We start from the raw sequence: 17,719 nt of genomic DNA on the forward strand, positions 1-17,719 counted from the left end.
CTGCAGAGATTCTGCGCCCATTCCCTTTTCACCATCGGGTCGCCGCCCTAGTCGAACTACATGGGGTGGTCAACTATGGTGATCACCGCCAGGCGCAAAACATCGGGGTGTCGAGGAGGAAACGGGCGCCGGAGCCCTCTATGCTGGCAGTGCTTGTCCCGGCTGCCCAACTCTCTGCCGACTACTCGCCTCCGAAGGTCCGGTCCAGCAGCTGCGGGTCATCATAGTGTTCGCGACCGAGCAAGGTGATCGGCTGATGGCCGCGCTGGCGCATGCTCCCTACCGAAGGGATTCCCAGCGAGAAGAAGAGGCCCCGTTCGATCCGTTCGCTGCCGGGGAGAATGCCGGCACTGTTGAAGAGGCTGGGCCGGCCGCCCTCCGGGCCGGGCAGCTGTTCCAGGTCGCTGTAGTCCGCCAGGCCGTAGCCTGTCGCAGCGGGTGGCGCAGGGTGGGCGGCGAGGCGGATCACCTGGTGCCAGCCAGTGGTGATATAGACGGCGAGCCGCTCTCCAGGCCCGGTTTCAGGAAGCTGCTGCGGGACCAGGGGGTCGGGGGCGAAGGGGAGCGGACGCGGAGGGGGGAGCTGGCCGCCGGGAAAGAACTGGTGGTAACAGCCGCAGTTGTTCATGGTCTGCACCAGCAGGGGTCGGCCATCGGCGGCCAGGGTGATGCCGACGGTCAGCCCGTCGTAGGCGCCGCGCTCGATCCAGGGAGTGTCGCCGCCGCTGCGTTCGGGGTACCAGGTGACATAGTTGAGGCGCAGCAGCGGTTCCGTCCCGCGGAAAAGGTGATCCCAGTACCAGTAGACCAGCGGTCGTTCCGGATCGATGGTGAAGCCTGTGGCGGAGCGCTCGACGCGCCCCCAGCGATCACGGTTGTTCTCCTGCTGCTGGATGAAGAGCGGCGCGAAGTTGGCCGCCAGCCACCAGGCGTCCTCCCGGTCCGGCAGGGGGACCTTGAGGGGGTTGGCGCTGGCGCCGGCGAGGCGCCGGGCAACTTCTGCCGCCGGTGCCGGCGGACCGGCAGCGGGAGCACCCGTTTGCCAGGTCCCCTTTTCCAGCCACTGCTGCAGCTCCTGCCGATACCAGTCGCGCCGGTCGTCGTAGGCATTGGCAACGGCCATGGCGACGGGAAGGCTGACCAGGGGGTAAAGCCCGACGACCCGGCGCCAGGTGCGGTAATCATCGGGCACCCGGGTGGTCCTCAGGGTGGCGCGCAGAGTGTCCGGAGCGATCAGTGCTTCCGTCAGGAGCTGCTCGGCACAGGCTTCGCTGCCAGGGACCAGGGATGTGGCGGCATTCTCCCCGGCGCTGGTGGGGGTGGCCTGCTGCGCCAGGCAGCTCAACTCTGCAGTACGTGCTTCGCGGTCGAGACGGCGCAGCTCTGCGGCATAGCTCCGGAACTCGGTAGCAGTCAGGTCGCGCTGGCCGAAGCTGGCCCAGAATCGGCTGGTGCGCAGGTAGGGCGCTTCCGGGATCGGGAAATAGGCGGCATTGCGGCAGCCGCTGGCGACCACGGCCTGGTCGACCGCGCGCAGCAACGCCAGGCAGTCATCGCCCGGAACCGGCACCTGGACGGGAGCACAGGCGGTGGCCAGGGCCAGGAGAAGGAGCATCAGGGGGAAGCGCGGCATCGTTCATCCTCAGGGGGGGAATGGGCGCCGGTGGCGGCCTAGTGATGAAAAGTATACCCGGCCGTGGGGCCGGGAACAATGGCCGCGCCTCTGGCAGACTGCCAACAGCAGAAGGCGCGGTTAGCCCTGCTCTGCCCGGCAGGCGGCCAGCCCGCGCGCCAAATCGGGATAGCGCAGGGTGACGCCGAGTTCGCTGAGTACCCGGCGGTTGTCAATGCGCCGCGATTCTCCGAGATAGGAGAGGAGGGCCGGGCTCAACTGCTGCGCCGCTTCGGCCATAGTGATCTGGGGAGGGCTGGGGAGGCGGAAGGCCGCCGCGACGGCGAGAAAGTAGTCGGTCATCGAGCAAGAATCGCCATCACTGGCATTGTAGACGGCACCAGCCCGGCCCCGCTGCACCGCCGCCAGGCAGATCGTGGCCAGGTCATCGACATGGATACGGTTGCTGCAGGGTGACTCGTCGCGGCGTATCACCGGCTGGCCGGCGGAGAGGGCTGCCAGTGGCAGCCGCCCCGGCCCGTAGATTCCAGCCGCTCGCAGGATCACCAGCGGTACCCCGGCCGTTCCGCACCAGGCCCGCAATGTTTCTTCGGCGGCCTGGCGGCGGCGGGCCCGGTCGGTGGCCGGGCGCAGCGGCGCCTCCTCATCGATAAGGGCACCAGCGCAGTCGCCGTAGACTCCGGTCGTCCCGAGGTAGACAAATCTCAACGGTCGTTCCTCCTCCCCGATGGCGTTGCAAAAGGCGGCCAGCCGCGGGTCGGAGGTGCCTGTATCGGGTGGCGGTGCCAGATAGAGAACGACGCTGGCGGCCAGCTCCAGGGGGGGCAGCTGCTGATCCAGGTCGGCGGCCAGCTGGGGGATGGCGGCGGCGCTCAGCTGCCGATCCGGGGTGCCGGTGCGGGTCACTGCGGTGACGGTCAGGCCGGCATTTTGGGCGCGCAGGGCAACTCTGCGGCCGAGGTATCCGCAGCCAACGATCAACAGCTTCATGGTTCTTCTCCCGCTGGTGCCCGGAAGCAGCTCCCGGCGGGGTGGGGCTGTCTTCCGAGCTGAACATCAAGTATACTTGATAGCCTACCCGACCAGACGGTGGAATGACAATGACCGGGCGTATTTTGCTTCTTCAGAACGACCAGATCGGCGGTATCGATGTCGCGGCGATCCTGCGCGGCCAGGGGTACGCCGTTGTCGTCAGCGCAGATCCGGTGCAGGCCCACGAGCTGCTGCAACGCAGCCCCGACCTGTTGTTGTTCGAGGTCGGCCTCCTTTCCGCCCCGGGCTGGGAGGAACTCCTTGCCCATGGCCGGCGCCTCGCCATCCCCTCCCTGCTGTTCAGCTGCCGCGGGCAGATGCACGACCTGACCCTGCATAGCGCCAAATGCGATGGCGTCCTGCTGCAGGCCGATTCGGTGACCGAGCTGCGGGCCCGCATTGCCCCCCTGGCCGGTTATCGCCAGCAGCGCCTGCAACTCGCCGGAGCCCGCAAACTCCTGCGCGAGCGGAATCGGGAACAGGAAGAAGAATTGCGCTCGGCGGCCCAGATCCAGCGCAACCTGATCCCGACCCGCCTGCCCGATATGGGTAATTACCGTTTTGCCTGGAGCTTTGAACCGTTTGAAAAGATCGGCGGTGACCTTTTCAACGTCATGCAGCTCGACGAAAACACGGTCATGGCCTACCTTTTTGATGTCAGCGGCCACGGGGTCTCAGCGGCGATGGTTTCGGTCTCCGTTTACCAGAGCCTTTCCCTGCATACCGGAAGAATCGTCAAGCGGGTCTTTATCACTCCCCCCTATTACAAGCTGCTCTCCCCGGCGGAAGTCCTGGAGGAGCTGGAACGGGAGTACCCCTTTGAGCGCTTTGAAAAGTTCTTTACCATCAGCTATCTGCTGATGGATATCCCCACCGGGCGGATTCGCTACAGCGGCGCCGGCCACCCGCCGCCGGCCCTGGTGCGGCGTGGTGGCGGCGTGGAATTGCTGCGTACCGGCGGCGGCCTGATCGGCCTCGGAGTCGGCGGCCCTTTTGCCGAAGGGGAGGTCGCACTGCAGGGGGGGGATCGGCTCTTCCTCTACTCGGACGGTGTCATCGAGTGGCCCAATCAGGAGGGGGAGCTGTTTGGCGAGGAACGTTTTTTTCAACTTCTCGATGACCTGCGTGGTGAATCGCTGGCCGAGGTGTGCCGTCGGGTTTATGCTGCGGTGCGGGAGTTTGCCGGCGGCGGCGTGCAGCAGGATGATCTGACCCTGCTCGGAATCGAATTTCTGGAATCCTGAGCCGGGGGGGACAGCAGTTCAGTGGGCGCCAAAACGTTGCTGGGCTTCTTCCGGCGCCAGGTCGAAGTGGGAGAACTCCATCGTGAAGCTTCCCCGCCCCCGGGTTGCGCTGCGCAATTCGGTCATGTAACCGAAGAGTTCCGAAAGGGGGACCAGTGCTGCGATGATTTCACTCGCCGCCCGACTCAGCATCCCTTCGATTCGCCCCCGTTTTTGCTGTAGCGAACCAAGAACCCGGCCGGCCTGATCGCTCGGGACGGTGAGCTCCAGGCGCATGACCGGCTCCAGCAGCGCCGGCAATCCGTCCCTGGCCGCCAGGGCCAGTCCGCGCTGGGCGGCGGCGCGCACGCCGATCGCGGTGGTCACGGCCGGGTCGAAGGGGGCTTCTGCGACCTGGATCCGCAGGTCGGTCAGAGGATAGCCTGCCAGTGGCCCGCCGGCGCACCCCTCCTCCAGGCTGGTCTTAAGCAGTTCCCGTAGCGGCGGCGGCAGCGGGGACTGGTCGATGGCGGGGAGTTCGATCTCGATGCCGCCCCCCCGTTCCAGGGGGGTCAACTGCAGCAGCAGCTCACCCTGCTGCTGCCGCCCCTCGATCTCCCGCGAAAAGCGTTCCCGGCGCGTTACCGCCTGCTGCAGGGTCTCGCGGTAAACTACCTGGGGCCGGCCGGTAGTCACTGCGACCCCGAATTCTCTGGCCAGCCGTTCGGCAATCACCTCCAGGTGCAATTCCCCCATGCCGGTCAGAACCGTCTGGCCGGTATCAGCGTCTTCCCGGACCCGAAAGGTCGGATCTTCCCACTGCAGTTTCTCCAGCGCCGACAGCAGCTTTTCCCGCTCGGCAATACTCTTCGCCTCGACCGCCAGGGAGACGACCGGCTCCGGGATGGTCATTCCGCTGAGCCGCAGCGGGCTCTCCGGCGGCGAGAGGGTGTCCCCGGTGAGGACATCGCGCAGGCCGGTGGCGGCAATGATATCGCCGGCCCGGGCTTCGTCGAGGCGCTCGCGGCGATGGGCATGCATGCGAAAGAGCCGGGCCACGCGGTCTTCACCGCCGCGGGTCCCGTTGCGCAGCAGGGTGCCGGGATGCAGGGTGCCGGCGTAGATGCGCAGGTAGGTCAGCTTGCGCCCCTCATCAGCCAGGACCTTGAACGCCAGGGCACAGAGGGGCGCAGCGGGATCGCAGGTGATCGTCTGGACGGCATTCTCCTGGTCCGGATTGATCGCCTGGGGTGGCGGGACATCGAGGGGGGAGGGGAGCAGGGCGGCGACGGCATCGAGCAGCGGCTGGATCCCCTTGTTGCGCAGCGCCGAACCGAGCAGAACCGGAAAGATCTGGCACTGCAGTACCCCCTTGCGCAGCGCTGCCAGCAGGCGCGGCGCGGTGACCAATCGCCCCTCAAGCAGATCGGCCAGGATCTCGTCGTCGAAGTCCGCGGCCGCTTCGCACAGGGCTTCCCGGGCGGCAGCCGCTGCGGTTGCCAGCTCTGCGGGGATCGTTTCCCGGCGGACCGTCAGTCCCTGGTCGTCCGCATCGAAGTAGCAGGCCTGGCTTTCCAGTAGATCGACGACGCCGCTGAACTCCCCTTCGCTGCCGATCGGCAGCTGGAGCAGAACCGGTCGGGCGTGCAGGCGTTTTTTCAGCTGGGTCAGCACCGCCGCATGATCGGCGCCGACCCGGTCCAGCTTGTTGATCAGGCAGATGCGCGGCACCCGGTAGCGATCGGCCTGGCGCCACACCGACTCGCTCTGCGGCTGGACCCCTTCGACGGCGCTGAAAATGGCGATGGCGCCATCGAGCACGCGCAGCGAGCGTTCCACCTCGATGGTGAAATCGATGTGTCCCGGAGTGTCGATCAGGTTGAGCCAGCAATCTCGCCAGCGGCAGGAGGTCGAGGTGGCGGTGATGGTGATCCCCCGCTCCTGCTCCTGCTCCATCCAGTCCATGGTGGCGGCGCCGTTATGGACCTCGCCCATGCGATGGATCTCGCCGGCGTAGAAGAGGATGCGCTCGGAGACCGTGGTCTTGCCGGCGTCAATATGGGAAATGATGCCGATATTGCGGATGCTGCGGATGTCGGGATGGGTCATGGTGCGAAGCTCCCGTTGGCATTCCTGCAATTATAACGGGGAGATGGTTTCCGGCAAGTTGGCGCGGAATAATTTCAATAACTTGCCAGATTATTCCGGAAATGGCAGGAGGGGAGAGAGGAGAGGTCCCGGGTCAGGAATTGAGGCCTTTGCGGATCTGATAGAGCTCCTCCATGTCGAGGTCGTTCAGTTCGAAGTACTCGCGCTCCAGTTCCTCGACATAGAAGCGGTCGAGGCCGCCGTTGTCGAGGAAATCCTCGCGCAGGGCGGTGTCCTTCTCGGCGACGATGCGGGGAAGCAGGTTGTGGATGTAGATCGCTTCCTTCTTGATGTTGACGACGACATCGCGGAACAGGCCGTCGGGAATCTCGCCGCTGTGCAGGCCCTTGTTGCGCAGCTCTTCGGCCACCTCCAGGCGCAGGGCATCCTGCTCGGCGCGGGTATTGTAACGGGAGTAGAAGTTGCGGATCCGCTCCTTGACGTGGCTGAGGATGATGTTGTAGGTCCCCTCCTGGACCCCGATCTCGCCGATGCGCTGCAGCAGCCCCTGGACTGTCAGCCGGCCGTCCTCGATCTCTTCCAGCCCTTTTTGCAGGCAGCGGATTTTTTTGGCGCCGAAGCGCCCCAGGTACTTGTTGGCGTAGATACTGGAAAAGAAGAGTTCCGAGAAGAGACCGCTGGCAATGGCGTTGAACGCCTTGCGGTTGCCGAGCAGGCTGCGCACCACCTCTTCCGAGAGACGCACATTCTCCATGAAGGCGAGCTGGTTGATGACCGCCGCTGCATTATCGTAACGGTCGAAATAGGTGATGATGTAGGAAAAGTTCTCCAGCAGCTGGATGTCGGCGCCGTCCCGGATCTTTTCGTCGCACGATTTTCCGGTTTCGAGGAGGATATGCTCGAAGCTGTGGTCACGGTTCTCGCTCGCCTGGCGCTTGGCCTGGAGGAGCTTGACCATATCCTCGTCGTCGATGCTGGCATCGATGTGGCGTTCCTGGAAAAAGAGTCCGAAGAGAATCTGCCGGGTCTCGGCGATGTAGTTCTGTTCCTCGAGGTCGATGAGGTTGTCGTGCTTGAGCATCTCGTCGAGGGTGTAGAAGAGCGCCGCGGGGATCTTGTTGCGGACCGAAAGGGTCTTGAGGCGGGTCAGGCGGGCATTCTCCAGGCGGTTGATGCTGCCGCGCCGGTTGCACTCGATGAGGATGTTCTTGTATTCGTCGACGATGCGCCGGTTTTCCGGGTGCTTGTACATGACATCGATGCGGATCCGTTCCTGCTGGTACTTGTCGATGCCGAGATCTTCAGCCAGCTGTTGCAGGCGGGCGAACTCCTCGTCCGGAATCGCCTTGTAGGTGAGGTAAAGTGTTTCAAAGGCCTCGCGGTAGGCCTTGTGCTTCTTGTGGATCAGCTTGACCAGGTAAAGAGAGCTCTTGTGGCCCAAAAGACCGAAAAGTTCATCACCGAGCCCGGAGTCATCCCCCTCGCCGACCGCCTGGCTGCGTTTGAGCAGCTTGCCGAGCAGGCGCAGAATCCCTTCCTGCTGTTCCCGCAGTGATCCGCTGATCGATCCGGTGAGAAAGAAGAAGTAGTTGCAGACGGCGTTTCCCTCGAAGAAGATCCGCTCGTAGCTTTGCCCCCCCTCGGTGCGGCTGGTGAAGCAGAGGCTGCCGTTCTCCTGGTAGGAAGCGCCGTAGAGGACGAGCCGGTTACGGACATCCCCCTTGGCGAGGTCGGCGAGAGGCTGATCGACGCCGAACATGTATTCACAGAACGATCCGCCGTTCCCCCGGTGACTGACCCCCTCGGAGTCGAGGACGAACTCGTTGCCGGGGGAGAAAAAGCGCAGCCGCGCGCCATCCACTTCGTAGAAGTAACAGCGGTAGGCATCACGGGCGGCGGCCGTCGCGAAGTATTCGATGGTCTCGTTGACATGACCATGAAGACGAATTTCCTGATGCATACCGTTCCGTTTCACCGAGGCGCTGGCAAAAGAAAAACCGGGAAACACCCTTTTGCTGGTTACCCGGGCAGGTCGCTTTCGAAAGGCAGGGCCACCCTCTGGCCGTCATAGGCCAGTTCAAACCCTGCGGGGAGACCAACACTGTCGCGGTGGTGCTCCACCTCGTGGCTGAGGTGGGTAAGCAGGGTGCGTCGGGCGCCGAGTTGACGTCCGGCTGCGATCGCCCCGGCGATATTGAAATGGGTCTGGTGCGGCCGAAATCGCAACGCATCGATGACCAGCACCTCAAGCCCCTGCAACTGCAGCGCGGCTTCCTGCGGAATGGCGCTGCAGTCGGTCAGGTAAGCGAGTGGACCAATCCGGAACCCGAGGGCGGTGCCGGCCCCGTGCTCGAGCTCGAGCGGAAGAATCGGCAGGCCAAAGAGGGAGAAGGGGCCGCCGATCGTCCAGGCTGTCAGGTTTGGCCGGTAGCCAGGCTCCGCCGGCTCGCTGAAAATATAGGCGAAGACCCGCTGCAGCACGGCCAGCGAATCGGCTGCGGCGAAGACCGGCAGTGGCGGCTGGTCCGAGCGGCTGAAGGTGCGCAGGTCGTCGATGCCGTGGACATGGTCGGCATGGGTATGGGTATAAAGGACGGCATCGACCGTCTTGAGCCCTTCCCGCAGCGCCTGCTGACGCAGGTCGGTGGCGGTGTCAATGAGGATGTTGCGCCCTTGCCACGCCACCAGGGCGCTGCAGCGGGTACGTTGATTGCTTCCGTTACCGGAACGGCAAACCGGACAATCACACCCCGGCACCGGTACGCCGGTACTGGTCCCCGAACCGAGGATGGTCAGGGTCAGCTCGCCCCGGCTCATACCTTGAAGGCACCGACCTCTTCCTCGAGGGTCGCGGTCTGCCGGGAGAGGAGTTCAACCACCTGGTCGAGCTCGGCGGTACGCTCAGCATTCCCTTCGGCAATGCCGCGCAGACTCCCCACCGCATCGACGACCTGGCGGCTGCGCTGGGTCTGCTCGCGGGTCGCCTCATCGATCCGCTCGATCATATCGCGAATCTTTTCCATGCTGGCATTGATCTGGCGGCTCCCCTTGGCCTGTTCGCCGGTACTCAGTTTTCCCTGCGAGGCGATCTCCTTCATCGCTTCGGCCGCGCGGGCCAGCTGCTTGGTGCCGTCGGTCTGCTGCTTGATGGCGGCCGCAATCTGGCCGAGCATCGAGGCGACCTGGTTGATCGAATCGGTAATCTGGCGGCTGCCCCGGGATTGTTCCTGGGTCGCGCGGACGATGCTGCGCACCTGTTCGGTCGCCTTGGTGGTGCTGGTGCGGATCTTGTCGAGGGCGATCCCGGTCCCCTTGGAACGTTCCACCTCCTGGTGGACCCGCTCGCTGCCGGCGCGCATGGCCGAAACCGCGTCCCGGGTGCCGCTCTGCAGGTTGCCGATAATGGCGCCGATTTCCCGGGTCGAGACCGCGGTCCGCTCGGCCAGCTCCCGGATTTCGTCGGCAACGACGGCAAACCCCTTGCCGTGCTCTCCGGCCTGGGCCGCAATGATGGCGGCATTGAGGGCGAGCAGGCTGGTCTGGTCGGCAACCTCGTCGATCACCGTCAGGATCTTGCCGATGGCGTTGGACTGGCTGCCGAGGTCCTGGATGGCACCGCTCGCCCGGTCGACCATCTCGCGGATCGAGTTGATCCCCTCGAGGGTCGCGTCGACCGCCTCTTTCCCCTTCTGGGCGTCCTTGGCCGCTTCCTCGGAGAGCTGATTGGTACGCTCGGCATTCTCCTCGATCTCCTTGATCGAGGCATCGAGCTCGATAATGGAGGAGGCGGTCACCTCCGTCGACGAGGAGAGAATCTCGACATTTTCCGTGATCTGCTGGCTGGCCACCGACATCTCGTTGATCGAACTGGAGACCTCGTCGACGGTGGCGAAGAGTTTCTCCATCTGCGAGGCGATCTCTTCGATGGTGGCGCCAAGTTCCAGGGTCGCCGAGGAACTCTCCTCGGCGGATTCGACCAGAAAACCGGTACTTTCGGCGACGCCGGAAATGCTCTCTTCGATTCCCTTGATGGCGCGGAACGATTCTTCAAGGGCCTGGGACTGTCGGACGGCCCCCTCGTTCACCTGGCTGGAAGAGAGGCGGATCTTCTCCGTCGCCTCGTTGAGGCCGCCGGAGACCGAGCGGGTGCGGCTGACCATCTCCCGCAGGCGTGCCACGAAGCGGTTGAAATTTTCGGCCAGAATGCCGACTTCGTCCCGGGAACGAACCACCAGCGCCCGGGTCAGGTCGCCTTCCCCCTGGGCAATCTCCTCCAGATTGTGGACGACCTCGGCGAGGGGACGGGTGATGTTGCTGGAAATCGCCAGTCCGACCAGGGTGGCGAGCGCGGAGACGACGAGCAGGATGACAAAGAGGACTTCCTGCATATGCTTGCGGGCCGCAACGCTCTGCGAACTGTCGATGGCCATCAGCAGTCCGCGGCCGTCGTTGCCGAACTTGGCGGTGAAGAGTGCGTAGGGGACCCCGCCGATGTCGGTCTTGCCGTGGCCGGTCTGGAGGATCTCCTGGAGCGGCAGGCTGCGCAGCGCCGGGTTGGAGGTGGCGACGATCCCGTCGGAGTCATAGAAGGCGACCTCGGCACCACTTAGGGCGTGGATCTCGCCGGCAAAGCTGTCGTCAAGGAAATCGATCCCGATCAGCAGGCCGATGACCTCGTTCTGCAGCCGGACCGGGGCGACACTGACGATGGAAAGCTGGCCGTCGAACATGGTGACGCCATTGGCTTCGCTGCCGCCGAGGGCGGTCTGCAGCAAGGGATGATCGACGCCGGTGCTGGCAGGAATTTCGTTGTTGCCGGTCAGGGTCCGCAGCAGAATCTCTCCCTGCTTGTCCCGGACCTGGACCATGTCGAGCTGGAAAATTTCCTGGATTCCCTGAACGACCTTGTCGATCTGTGTGTTCTCGCCGGTCAGGGCCGTATAGTAGACAGCGTTGACCAGGTCGGTGTTGCGGCCGAGGAGCTTGATGTAGTTGCTGATTTCCCGCTCTTTGAAGTCGATGCTCTGCTCGACGAAGTTGGTAACCTCTTCTACCCGCTGCTGCATTGCCCCCGCAAGCTGCCGCTGGTTGAGGCCGGAGACGATAAAAAGCGTTACCGCCAGAGCCAGGACCGAGAGGCCGATCATTCCGAAAAGGATTTTCCAGCGTAACTTGAGAGCTTTGAACATGTGTACACCTCTGTCTGGTGGTCGGCGCGGACGCCGCCATTCCGGTGCGGTCCGGCAAGGGGTTGAGGTTGGTAGCGGCCAACTTTGAGAAAATAGCATCCAAACTCAATGCTGGCAACCATTTATCCGGCCCGGCAGCAGGTCTGAAAGCCTGCTGGCATCCCCTGCTCAGGACCCCGCCGGAGTCGGCAGTTGTCCAGACCGCCGTCGGGAGTTATGCTGATGAGAAAAGGGAACGCCATGAAACCAGGAATACCGAAGATTCCCGACCTGTTCCGCTGTGAATTCCAGGTCGATGCCAATGCCCCGTTCTGCCGTCATCTCAACCGACTCGAAGTGGAGATCGGTCGGGAAGATTACCGGCATCTAAAACGGGTCGAGCTTCTCACGGAATCCCCGGGCGAGGAAGCCTTTTGCGCCATGGAGGAGATTACCGACCGTCTCCTTGCGACCACCCAGAACAGCTATAACCGCGACCTGTTGCAGCGCCTCGGGGTCCGGGTCTATCTCGATTCGGCCCATTACGCCGTTTACTATCGCCTGCCTGACCGTGTATTGCGTTTTGTCGCCGCCTGGCGGCAACGGGTCCTCTCCCGGTTCTTCGGTGCCGTCCCGGTCGATGACAGCGGCTGGCAGGAGGCCGGGGCGGCCCTCCCCGGTTTTTCGGCCCGTTTTCTCCCCGATGGCGCCGGCGGGGTATTGCTGCTGCGGCGCAGTGCCGGGCGCCGTGCCGAGGAGCCGCTGTTGACGGCGACCCATGGCCCCTACGATCCCCATACGCTGGAGGTAGCCCTTTATTTCCTGCGCACCAACCGCGGCGGGGCGGCGCTGATCAACCTCGGCTTTTCCGGGCGGGAACCGCTCGCGGACGAGAGTCTGGAACGCCTGAAAGGGTGGGGGGTGCCCCTGAATCCGAGCAATATCGACGTCATCTATCCTTACCTCGACGCCGCTGGTCACCCCTGTTGCTACAAGCTGGAAGAGGGATTTGAAGGGCTGGTCCGCATACTTGGCGGCCCCTTGCCGGACCTGGTCATCGACCTGCACGGCTGCGTCGGCACCCGGGCCGATGACAGTCGCCTGGTGGTCGGCCTGGGTGGTGCCCCGCCCTGGGTCGAGGGGAGTGAACTGGGGCGCCTGGAGCGCCATGGCGAGGTGCTGCACCTCTTTCCCGCCCCCCGCTTACGCCAGGGGCTGCAGCTGTTGCGGTCGCTGTCGCCGGAGATCTACCTGCAGTTCTGCTCGGGGCCGCAGCAATGCTACAATTTCGCCCTGCTGGGTGGCCTGCAGCTGATTGGCCGGGTCCTCGACCCACACAGCGACGTCGCCAGGCTCCTCCCCGGGGAAGAACGAAACTTCCTGCCGCGGGAAGATTTGCGCTGGATCCCGGGAGCCGGCGGCAATGCCCGGCAACGGATGGCGGCGCGCCGGTTGCACCCCGATATCCTCTGTCTGCATGTCGAAATACCGACCGGCGTCAGGCGGCGGATGGTCCTCAAGCTACGGGAACTGGAGATTGCGGCCTCCCTGGACGCCAGTGGCCTCTAGCCGTTTTTCCGCCCGCCCTTATTCCCCGGCAACAGGACGCCATGAACCAGCCAATTCGCCGCGTATTCGACAGCTACGCTCTCTGCCTCCTGCTGGCGGTAGCTTTTCCACCGTGGCAGGGGACCCCCCTGCTCGCTGCCGTCGGCGCCAGCGGGCCGGTCTATGCCTGGATCTGGTCGCCCCCCCGGGACCCGGGCTGGATCTTCCTTCCCGATTTTCCCCGGCTGTTCCTCGAAATTATCTCCCTGACCCTGATTCTGGTCGTCGCAAAACTCTTCCTGCGCAATTCTTCCTCCAGCTACTCCCAATGATCCTCGTCCCGGCGCTGCAGGACGATGACATCCATCTTCCCCTCGTTGCCGACCAGGGTAGTGAGCAGCCAGCTGACCAGGCTGACCACCAGCGAGGCGAGCAGGGCGCTGCCAAAACCCTGAATCACCAGTCCGCCGATAACGCCGGAGACCATCATCAGCAGCAGGGCGTTGATTACGAAGGTGAAGAGGCCGAGGGTGAGAATGTTCAGGGGGAGGGTCAGCAACAGCAGCAGGGGACGCAAGAGCGCATTGAGGATGCCGAGCAGGGCAGCGGCGCCCAGGGCGCTGGGGAAGCCGGCCACGGCGATGCCGTCAATCAGGTAGGCGGCGGCGAGAATCGCCAGGGTCAGGATCAGCCAGCGCAGCAGTAAACCTTTCATCGGCGTCTCCTTGCGGTGAGCGTCTGCCCGTCCGGTTCGGTGCGGTCAGTGTCACCTGGGTGGTTCAGGTCTCCTGGGCGCCGGCCCAGAAATCAATCGCCTGGGCGACGTCGTCGGGGAGATCGATAAAGCGCAGTCCCATGCCGGGCTCAAGCAGCGAACGACGGTCGAACTGGCGCTTCCAGACCACCTCGCAGGTGCAGCGCACGGTTCGGCCGATGGGAGCGGGGAGCGGAATTTCGACCTCAAAACGCTGGCCGGTTTCACGCGGATTGACGGTGGCGATAAAGAGCCCGCTGCGGCTGATGTTCTTGCTATAACCGAAAAATGTCCGTCGACCATCGTCAAATCGCAGACGGTAGATGATCAGCGGCGCCCGCAGGTCCTTGCGCAGGTCGCCCTTGACGGGTGTTTCCAGCTGTTGTTTCGGCGGGTGACTCATGCCTTTCTCCCGGGGCAAGGGGACGCCAGCCCGTGATAACCGTCACCGGTCGCAAAGAGCGGTGGGGGCGCGGTGACCGGACGGACGTTCTGCAAGCGTCTCAGCAATGCAAGCTGCTTGCCGATTTCCGTTTCCGGCGGAAGCCCTGCGGCCTGCAAAAGGTCCGGCAAAACCTTTTCGGCCGTTGCGCGGGGGTAGCCGGTGGTGGCCAGCCGGTGGAGCAGGCGGCGGGTCTGCAGGGCGTCAAACCAGCCGTGAAAGGCGCGCCGCAAAGCCGGCTGGGCGGGATGGTTCCGGCGCAGCTTTTCCCAGTTGGAGACCAGACCGGTCGCGGCCAGAAAGTCACCCAACTCGGGCGCGAGCCTAGCCGCCTGGCACAGCAACTCCACCGCGCTGGTCTCCGGCCCGGCCCCGGCGGCGCAGGTGAGCCAGTCCCGCAACAGCAGAAAGGCTTCCCACGGATGGCAAAGGGTGAGAGCGGGGTCGCCACCAAGGATCTTTTCCAGGGCGGGGCCGGTTCCGAAGGGCACCCGTGACGACAGGCGCGCCGCCGGCTCTACCAGAGTGGCGCCAAGGGGTGCGACACCGGCGGTTTTGGCGAGCTGCTGGAGAAAATAAAAATCCTCGCCGGCCAGTCGCCGGTTCATCCCTCCCGCCCGGAGGTAAGCCAAAGCGCGGCAAACAATGGTGCTGCCGACGGTCGGGTAGGCATATGGCGATCCTGCCAGGGTCAAGCCGAGGAGGTAGCTGCGCAGGTAGAGTTCATAACGGGTGATGGCGGCATCCAGCAGCGCGTTCTCCCCCGGCTGGTGGCAAAAGGCGACGGTGGCCGCGCCCTCCGGCCGGGTCGCAAAATGGTCCTGCAGGGCGGCCAGGTAATTCGGCGCCACCAGGGTGTCGGCATCGAGCATGGCGAGGAGCGGCCCGCCCCGGCGTGCCCAGTCCAGGCGCTCCAGGGCGAGGTCGCAGCCGAGCTTGCGGGCCAGGCCCACCCCTTCGCCGGGGGGGAGTTCGCAGCCCGGGGAGGCGGCGTCGACCCAGGCCAGGTGCAGCCCGTCCCAGCGGCGGTCGGCGCTGCCGAGCCGCGCCAGAGTCGCCTGGTTCTCCACCTTGGTGATCGGGTCGGCATCGCCGCGCTGGTTGACGACCACGACGGTCAGCCAGCGCGCCAGCTCCTGGCGCGGGTTGGCGGCCAGGCTGGTGAGGGTGGCCGGCAGGCTGGCAGCCTCGGCGAGGGCCGGGATGATGACGGCGCCGGCGAAGCCCTCTCCGGGGGCGCCTTCAAGGCGCCAGGGGCCAGGGAATTGGCGTCTGGTGAGGTAGGTCTTCCAGGGGGCGGCGTTCATGAGGGGAGTGGTCCCGCCTTCTGGCGAGCGAGTTCGGCCAGCATTTCGGCGAGGGGCTCTCCCTGGCCGGCGAGCCAATGGATCGCCACCCCCTGCCTTTCCATGCGTCGGAAGAAGGTTTCCTGGCGTTTGGCGAAAGCGCCGATGGCGCTGGCCAGCTGCTGGGTCATATCGTTGCGATTGAGCCGTCCCTGGAGGTGCCAGGCGACAAAGCGGTATTCCAGGCCGAAGAATTCGAGGCGCTCCCAGGAAATTCCCGCCGCGTGCAGTCGGGTCACCTCTTCGAGCAGCCCCTGCTCCAGGCGTTCGCGCAGGCGGAATGCGATGCGCTGCCGCAACCGGGAACGTTCCCAGCGCAGGCCGAATACCCTGGGCCGGAGCTGCGGCAGGGGGGGGAGCCGGGAAGCCAGAGCGCGTTCGCCGGTGGCGATCTCGATCGCCCGCAGCAGCCGCTGGCGGTCGCCAAGGTCGGTGGTGTTGTGGAGTTGCGGGCGCAGTTGCCGCAGTTGTGCCGCAAGTTCGGCATCACTGGCACCGGCAAGTTCGGCACGCAGGGCGGGATTCTCCGGAACCTCGACCAGGCGGTAGCCACGCAGCACGGCATCGAGATAGAGCCCGCTGCCGCCGCAGAGGATGGGGAGCCGACCGCGGTCGGTGATACGGGTGATGGCCGCGAAGCACTCCTTCTGAAAGCGGAAGAGACTGTATTCCTCGCCGGGGTCTGCGATGTCGATGAGGTGGTAAGGGACGGCGCCGTATTCCGCCAGGTCCTTGCCGGTCCCAAGGTCCATGCCGCGATAAACCTGGCGTGAATCGGCCGAGATGATCTCGCCGCCCAGGGCTTGGGCGGCAGCGACGGCCAGTCGGGTTTTCCCCGATGCCGTCGGCCCAAGGATGACCAGCAATGGAATGGCGGGGTTGGACATGGTACCTGCACGGGAGAGAGGATCTTTCGGATTGATCGGTCTCACTTTAGCCTGCCGGGTCCGGGATTGCAATGGCGGCGACCGCCGGTCCGATTTGCGCTCTTCCCTTTGCCGGGAAGATTTGCTAAGGTCGTCGCCGAAGCGGCGCGCAGCGTGCCGTGCACATTCAGTCCCGAAAAGATTGGTCCCACCATGACCCCACCGCACCCCCTGCCCGGGGAAGAGACACCCCCGGTTATCCTCCCCCGCGCCGAACATTCCATCTCCCGCAAGCAGATCGACGAGGAGACGCTCAAGGTCCTCTACCGCCTGGCCCGCAATGGTCACAAGGCCTACCTCGTCGGTGGCGGTGTGCGCGACCTGTTGCTCGGGCGCACGCCCAAGGACTTCGATGTCGGTACCGACGCCACCCCGAACCAGGTGAAAAAGCTCTTTCGCAACTGCTTCCTGGTCGGGCGCCGTTTCCGCCTGGCCCATGTCCGCTTTGGCCGTGATGTGGTCGTCGAGGTCGCCACTTTCCGTCGCCAGGCACAGGCGGACGATCTGCCGGAGAGTCCCGAAGACCACTTCTTCTTCGCCGAAAATATCTTCGGCACGCCGCGCCAGGATGCCTTTCGGCGCGATTTTACCATCAACGCCCTCTTCTACGATATCGAGACCTTCGCCATCATTGACTATGTCGGTGGCCTGGAGGACCTGCGCGCCCGGCGGCTGCGGGTGATCGGCGACCCGCTGGTCCGCTTCACCGAGGACCCGGTACGGATGCTGCGGGCCCTGGAGTTCGCCGCCCGGCTCGATTTCACCCTCGACAGTGCGGCCCGCGAGGCGATCTATTTGCGGGCGCCGCTGATCGCCGAGGCGGCACCGGCACGCATTCGCGAAGAGTTGATGGAACTCTTCCGCCACAGGGTGGCCGGTCCGGTTCTGGCGAGCGCCCAGGGCCTCGGTCTGCTCCCCCACCTGCTGGCCGGGTACGAGGGCGAAGAGGAAACCTTCGCCCTGCTCGACCGCCTCGATGCGCGGACCGCAACCGGTGTGCCGGTCGACGAACCGGTGGCGCTGGCGGTCCTCTTCCTCACCCGGTTTCTGCGCCTTTGTCAGGGCTCCGCGGCCGAGCATATGACCGAGGTCGTGCGTCTCGCCGGGTTGATCCTGGCCCCCCACTGCAACTATTTCCACATCGCCCATGGCACCCGGCACCAGGCGCGCGAGTTGCTGGTCGGTTTCTATCGGCTCAGCCGTGGCCCGGGCTTTCGCGGCGAGCGGCGCTTTCTGCAGCATCCGGCCACCCCGGGGGCATTGGCCCTGTTTCGCCTCTGGACCGAGGCAAGTGGCAGCCGTTCCGACCTGGCGGAGCGCTGGCAGCAACTGCTGGAGCAGGCGGCAGCACCGGTGGCAGCTGCTGCGGCCGGGGAAAAACCGGCCGGTCGGCGGCGGCGCCGGCGTTCGCGCGGCGGCCGGCGGCGTCCCCCCGCCGGCGCCTGATATTTTGGCCGGCGCCCTCGGAGCTGGCATACCCCGCTCCCTTGGTATACACTTCAAAGCAATCTTGAAGATTCATTGTCCCTCCCCCCTGT

General features: G+C 64.8%; 14 protein-coding genes. 4 read left to right on the plus strand and 10 right to left on the minus strand.

All coding sequences use genetic code 11. The features are described 5' to 3' along the window. Positions 1 to 181 precede the first annotated feature (181 nt). Positions 182 to 1,633, minus strand: coding sequence for a hypothetical protein (locus ACYQ8E_RS14385; protein ID WP_066724070.1), 1,452 nt, complete (start codon positions 1,631 to 1,633; stop codon positions 182 to 184). 120 nt (positions 1,634 to 1,753) lie between these two features. Continuing rightward, the gene (locus ACYQ8E_RS14390) at positions 1,754 to 2,623 is read right to left on the minus strand and encodes an SDR family oxidoreductase (protein WP_066724081.1); all 870 of its coding nucleotides are present in this window, start codon (positions 2,621 to 2,623) and stop codon (positions 1,754 to 1,756) included. Positions 2,624 to 2,733: 110 nt separating this feature from the next. Between ACYQ8E_RS14390 and ACYQ8E_RS14395 the strand changes: the two genes are divergently transcribed. After that, positions 2,734 to 3,909: a PP2C family protein-serine/threonine phosphatase gene (locus ACYQ8E_RS14395; protein ID WP_066724083.1), complete on the plus strand. Its 1,176-nt coding sequence runs from the start codon at positions 2,734 to 2,736 to the stop codon at positions 3,907 to 3,909. Between the two features lie 18 nt (positions 3,910 to 3,927). Here ACYQ8E_RS14395 and fusA read toward each other — a convergent pair whose 3' ends face one another. From fusA to ACYQ8E_RS14415, 4 genes are all read right to left on the minus strand, one after another. Then, positions 3,928 to 5,997: an elongation factor G gene (gene fusA / locus ACYQ8E_RS14400; protein WP_066724086.1), complete on the minus strand. Its 2,070-nt coding sequence runs from the start codon at positions 5,995 to 5,997 to the stop codon at positions 3,928 to 3,930. A 133-nt stretch (positions 5,998 to 6,130) separates the two neighbouring features. Further along, positions 6,131 to 7,957, minus strand: coding sequence for a TIGR04442 family protein (locus ACYQ8E_RS14405; protein WP_459861175.1), 1,827 nt, complete (start codon positions 7,955 to 7,957; stop codon positions 6,131 to 6,133). Between the two features lie 59 nt (positions 7,958 to 8,016). Further along, positions 8,017 to 8,814 carry a GPMC system MBL fold metallohydrolase gene (locus ACYQ8E_RS14410; protein ID WP_231875385.1) on the minus strand — a complete coding sequence of 266 codons (798 nt, stop codon included), beginning with the start codon at positions 8,812 to 8,814 and terminating at the stop codon, positions 8,017 to 8,019. Then, on the minus strand, positions 8,811 to 11,186 hold the full coding sequence (locus ACYQ8E_RS14415; RefSeq protein ID WP_066724092.1) for a methyl-accepting chemotaxis protein: 2,376 nt from the start codon (positions 11,184 to 11,186) through the stop codon (positions 8,811 to 8,813). The genes ACYQ8E_RS14410 and ACYQ8E_RS14415 overlap by 4 nt, the downstream gene beginning before the upstream one ends. A 240-nt stretch (positions 11,187 to 11,426) precedes the next feature. Between ACYQ8E_RS14415 and ACYQ8E_RS14420 the strand changes: the two genes are divergently transcribed. Both ACYQ8E_RS14420 and ACYQ8E_RS14425 read left to right on the plus strand, forming a co-directional pair. Continuing rightward, entirely contained in the window at positions 11,427 to 12,734 is a 1,308-nt protein-coding gene (locus ACYQ8E_RS14420; RefSeq protein WP_066724095.1) for a hypothetical protein, read from the plus strand. 41 nt (positions 12,735 to 12,775) lie between these two features. After that, positions 12,776 to 13,045 carry a hypothetical protein gene (locus ACYQ8E_RS14425; protein WP_459861178.1) on the plus strand — a complete coding sequence of 90 codons (270 nt, stop codon included), beginning with the start codon at positions 12,776 to 12,778 and terminating at the stop codon, positions 13,043 to 13,045. Here ACYQ8E_RS14425 and ACYQ8E_RS14430 read toward each other — a convergent pair. The 4 genes from ACYQ8E_RS14430 to miaA all read right to left on the minus strand — a co-directional run bounded on the left by ACYQ8E_RS14430 (position 13,033) and on the right by miaA (position 16,142). Then, positions 13,033 to 13,428, minus strand: a complete 396-nt coding sequence (locus ACYQ8E_RS14430) for a phage holin family protein (RefSeq protein WP_459861180.1) — start codon at positions 13,426 to 13,428, stop codon at positions 13,033 to 13,035. The genes ACYQ8E_RS14425 and ACYQ8E_RS14430 overlap by 13 nt on opposite strands. 64 nt (positions 13,429 to 13,492) lie before the next feature. Further along, positions 13,493 to 13,870, minus strand: coding sequence for a PilZ domain-containing protein (locus ACYQ8E_RS14435; RefSeq protein WP_459861182.1), 378 nt, complete (start codon positions 13,868 to 13,870; stop codon positions 13,493 to 13,495). Beyond that, positions 13,867 to 15,216 (minus strand): glycosyltransferase, encoded by a 1,350-nt coding sequence (locus ACYQ8E_RS14440; RefSeq protein WP_459861184.1) that lies wholly within the window; start codon positions 15,214 to 15,216, stop codon positions 13,867 to 13,869. Before ACYQ8E_RS14440 ends, ACYQ8E_RS14435 begins: the two co-directional genes overlap by 4 nt. Continuing rightward, positions 15,213 to 16,142 carry a tRNA (adenosine(37)-N6)-dimethylallyltransferase MiaA gene (gene miaA, locus ACYQ8E_RS14445; RefSeq protein WP_459861186.1) on the minus strand — a complete coding sequence of 310 codons (930 nt, stop codon included), beginning with the start codon at positions 16,140 to 16,142 and terminating at the stop codon, positions 15,213 to 15,215. Before miaA ends, ACYQ8E_RS14440 begins: the two co-directional genes overlap by 4 nt. Before the next feature lie 192 nt (positions 16,143 to 16,334). Here miaA and pcnB point away from each other — a divergent pair, with 192 nt between their 5' ends. Continuing rightward, positions 16,335 to 17,627: a polynucleotide adenylyltransferase PcnB gene (gene pcnB / locus ACYQ8E_RS14450; RefSeq protein WP_066724113.1), complete on the plus strand. Its 1,293-nt coding sequence runs from the start codon at positions 16,335 to 16,337 to the stop codon at positions 17,625 to 17,627. The last annotated feature ends 92 nt before the right edge of the window (positions 17,628 to 17,719 follow it).

Source organism: Desulfuromonas carbonis, assembly GCF_054658035.1.